Annotated in this window: 2 protein-coding genes and 1 pseudogene; 1 reads left to right on the top strand and 2 read right to left on the bottom strand. The window is 60.4% G+C overall.

From position 1 onward, the window contains the following. Positions 1 to 1,237 (bottom strand): annotated as a pseudogene (locus tag JNM42_RS10805) (DEAD/DEAH box helicase family protein); the annotation flags it as partial. A gap of 287 nt (positions 1,238 to 1,524) precedes the next feature. Here JNM42_RS10805 and JNM42_RS10800 point away from each other — a divergent pair. Next, positions 1,525 to 3,051 carry a Fic family protein gene (locus JNM42_RS10800; RefSeq protein WP_294269337.1) on the top strand — a complete coding sequence of 509 codons (1,527 nt, stop codon included), beginning with the start codon at positions 1,525 to 1,527 and terminating at the stop codon, positions 3,049 to 3,051. 346 nt (positions 3,052 to 3,397) lie between these two features. Here JNM42_RS10800 and JNM42_RS10795 read toward each other — a convergent pair. After that, positions 3,398 to 4,432: HipA domain-containing protein (locus JNM42_RS10795; RefSeq protein ID WP_294269334.1), on the bottom strand; the 1,035-nt coding region annotated here is incomplete at its 5' end.

Raw genomic sequence — 4,432 nt, 5'->3', positions numbered from 1 at the left:
CGAGCTTCGGCAGCTCGGCGGCGTTCAGGCTCAGCCTGGAAATGCGGCTCTCGTAATAGATCGGCACCGTCGCCTGGTCGGCGACCGCGCGCTGGATGTCGTAGATGGAAATGTAGTCGCCGAACACCGCCCGCGTGTTGGCGTCGGTCTTCTCGATCGGCGTGCCGGTGAAGCCGATGAACGAGGCATTGGGCTAGGCATCGCGCAGATTGCTGGCGAAACCGTAGGACATCTCGCCGGTCTGGGCATTCACCTTGCCGCCGAATCCGTACTGGCTGCGGTGCGCCTCATCGGCAATCACGACAATGTTCTGCCGCGCGCTCAGCTCGGACATCGCCTCGCCCTTTTCCGGCATGAACTTGTGAATCGTCGTGAACACCACGCCGCCGCTCGCCCGGTTCAACAGCACCCGCAAGTCCTCGCGCCCGCTCGCCTGTACCGGCGTCTGGCCGAGGATGTCGGCGCAGCGCTGGAACTGGCCGAAAAGCTGGTCATCGAGATCGTTGCGGTCGGTCAGCACCACCAGCGTCGGGTTCTGCATCGCCGGATGCCGCACCACGCGCGCGGCGTAGAAGAGCATGGAGAAACTCTTGCCGCTGCCCTGCGTGTGCCAGACCACGCCGGCGCGCCGGTCGCCCGGCTTGCCGCCGTGCATGCGGCCCGCCCAGTAGGTGCCGACGCCTCCGCGCAGCAGGTGACGCTCGGGCATGCCGCTGGCACGCACCGTTTCCTCCACCGCCGCATTCACCGCGTGGAACTGATGGTAACCGGCGATGATCTTGTGCAGCGCACCCGAGTCCGGGTCTTCCTCGAAGACGATGAAGTGCTGGAGCAGGTCGAGGAAGCGCTGCCGCTCGAACACCCCGCGCACCAGCACCTCCAGCTCCAGGGCAGTCTTCGCTGCATCGCCCTCGCCGTCGATGGTGCGCCAGACCTTGAACCACTCCTGGCTCGCCGTCAGCGAACCGATGCGCGCCTGCACGCCGTCGCTCACCACCAGTGCCGCGTTGTAATGCAGCAGCGAGGCAATCTCCGCCTTGTAGGTTTGCAGTTGCGCGTAGGCGCTCCAGATCGTCGCGTCCTCATCGGCAGCGTTTTTCAGTTCGATCAGGCCCAGCGGCAGCCCGGCCTGATGCGCTTCAACATTCCGGATCAAGGGTTCGGGTACGCCGGCGGCCTGGTACGGGCCGTGCCACACATCCAGAATCTGCTGCCCCGTGCTTATTACCACCTCCATCAGCTCCTCACGCACCTGGTCGACGATGCCGATGCGCGTGAACAGCATGGCAAAGTTATCCAGCGTAATCGTCTTGAACAGCTTGACTCACGCCATGTTGAGAGCCACAGCGGTATCGTGGGTCGTGTAGGCTAATTTCCCGATTCAGTGGAACTTATTACGCCGTTTGTTTAAAAACACCCAGGAACGTCGTTTGCGGTCTATAGACGTTTCTGAGAGAATTAACTCGTTGGTAGATATTTTTGTAAAAATGTAGGCGGTAAACTGCGATTTCAGGCCTTTTGTATATGACTCGTCTCTATCTTGGTTACGAAATACTCATTCGCAAGTATCAACTGCGGGTGCCCCCGCTGCGCTGCGTTTATGCGGCCGCAGAGCGGGCCATCGAGTCCCGGACTTTCAATGCGGATGGGGAGGAGCGCATTGAACTGCCCTTGCAGCGTATTACCGATACTGAAACCCTCGTGGGGCAACTCACCTTTGCATTCAAGCGAGAGCAGCTCAATCTGACGGTGCTTGGGGCTCTCTTTGAGGTTCCCGAAGTGATCGAGGCCATCCAGGTCTGGCTGCTCGACAAGCCCAGTTCCAAATATTCGCGGATGGCCGGCCACCTGGCGGCGTGGCTCACCGGCCATGAGTTCGAGTACAGCTTGCCGGCAGGCTGTCCGAGGGTGCCGCTACTGGACCCGACCGATTACATCGTCGGGCCGGCGGTTCCCGACCCCAAGTTTGGCATCGTAAGCAACCTCCTGGGCGACAAATGGTTTAGCCCGCTCATTCGGCGTACCGAGAAGCTGAAGGTGTGGCTTGCTGCGGGGCTTGCTGGCAAGGTAGGGGAGGCTTTCCGGGCCATCGAGCCGGAGATGCTCGCGCGCGCTGTGGATTACCTCTACCTTTCCGAGACGCGCTCGACCTATAGCATCGAAGACGAGATTCCAGACAACAGCCGGGCGGCCAAATTCAGGCATTTGCTTGAGCAGGCCGGCGAACCCGGGCTGCTCACGGAGTATCAGCTCGGCGAGTGGCAGTCCCAGATTATGAGCGCCCGCGCTGCCGAGTATCAATACCGCCATGGCCAGAACTGGCTTTCGCGGGCTGGGCGGCTTAGGAACATCGCCGACTTCATCCCGGCACCCCCGGATCTGGTACGGCCGATGATGGAGTCGGTGGCACGGGTTGCACTGGCCGCTACGACCGGCGCGCTGGACCCGGTGTTGGCCTCGGCGTGCGCTGCGTTCGGCTTTGTGTTTGTGCACCCCTTCTGGGATGGGAACGGCCGGCTTCATCGCTTCCTGCTGCATCATATTCTGCGCCAGGCGGGCTTCACCCCGGCCGGGGTGGTGCTGCCCATGTCGGCTCGGATGCTCAAGCAACTGGACCGCTACTCGGCGCTCCTCAAGCGCTATTCCCGTCCCCGTACCGAGCTACTTGACTACGCCCTGGATGGAGACAGTGCCACCATCCACATGCGCTCACCGCAGCCCCGGTGGCTTTATGCGTATCACGATTTCACGGACATCTGCGAATTCATCTACGAGTGCTGCCAGGCATGCGTGGAGGAGGATCTGCAAACCGAAATCGTCTACTTGCGCGCTCACGACGCGACAGTGCGCGACCTGGAAGCTTGGCTCGATATGCGCCAGGCCGCGCTCAACACCCTCATTGATGTCATCGTGCAAGGACATGGGGTGCTCTCCAAGCGCAAACATAAGCTGGCAGAGGGTCTATCGGACGAAGATGTGGCTCGTATCGAGGCAACCGTGGCCGCCCACTTTTCAGCTTACATCGACCACCGGGCACACCCAGGTGTATAGACGTTTTGTCGAAGGCATCTGCCATAGCAGATATTTTTGCGATTCCGTAGACGCTAGTCTGGCAAACCGGGATTCCGATAGACGCCCCTGACCCGGAGTGCTGGACGACTTCGGCCATCGGGGATAAAGCAATTCTTCAGTGCGTGAAGAATGGGCAAGAAAAAACCCCGGCCAGAAACATCGCCTGAACTGCCCCTATTTTTCTGACACAGATTTGCCACTTAGGTCGACTTACACATGGCATAGTCTTGACGGGCTATAAGGGGTAGTTATTGTCAATGCGCCGAATTTTTTCAGCAATATTCAAACAAAAATGCATAGGCGATGTTGAGCCATTAACGTTCGATCAGAGATCCTTGAGCAAAGGCAGCCCGGCCTGATGAGCTTCCACATTCTGGATCAGGTGTTCGGGTACGCCAGCGGCCTGGTAATGGCCGAGCCACACCTCCAGAATCTGTTGCCCCGTGCTTCTCACTACTTCCATCAGCTCCTCACGCACCTGATCGACGATGCCGATGCGCGTGAACAGCATGGCAAAGGTATCCAGCGTAATCGCCTTGAACAGCTTGACTCCCGCCATGTTGAGAGCCAAAGAAGTATCGTGGGTGGTGTAGGCCACCGTCGAGACCAGATCGTAGGCCGGCGCCAGCCTGGGGCGCAGAGGGTTGGTGTAGATCAGCGACCAGTTCTTGATGTGGGCGTCGCCGTTCCCCATGACTACATTAAGCATCAGGCGCCGGGCCATCTCCTTGAGGTCTGACAGACCGCCCGCGTAGAGGAGTAGCGTGCGACCGATCATGTCGTAGTTTACCCGCCCGTACTTTTGCTGGGCGCGCAGGTTGAAGGCCTGGGCGAAGTCCTCAACGTGGATCCGCCCGCCCTCGGGCCGATCGAAGCGGCGGATGGCATAAAACGGCTCGCCCTGCCGGTAGCCGGTCATATTGGGTAGCCCGTGAATCCTGGAGGGCGGCAGGAGCAGCACCTCGGGAACGTCCATGCCGGCAGCCCGCGCCGTCTCCATGGTGGCGGCCTCGACCATCGGCAAGGCCTCGAAGTCGCTGGAAGGCGGCTTGACGATGTAGTTGCCGAGTTTGCCGCTACCGGGCAGGGTGTAGCGCTCGCCCTGTCGCCGCATGGAGAATTTGATCTGCATGCCGCCAAGGGAGAACTTCAGTTCATGGAGGTCGTCGGCGGTGGGTGCAGCGGTAGGGCCTTGGTGTCGCTTCAGCCTGGCTGGCGTGTCGATCGAGGTCAGGATAACGGCGCCGGGAAGATCCCCGCCCAGCGCCGAAAGCAGAATGAACTCGCGATCTTCGTGCATCTTCAATCTCTGGGCTATGCGCGTGCGCAGGCGGCCCTCCGGCAGAAGGTTGGAGAAGAA

It is taken from the genome of Propionivibrio sp. (assembly GCF_016790145.1).
GTDB lineage: Bacteria > Pseudomonadota > Gammaproteobacteria > Burkholderiales > Rhodocyclaceae > Propionivibrio.
This window is presented reverse-complemented; position numbering and strand designations above follow the sequence as displayed.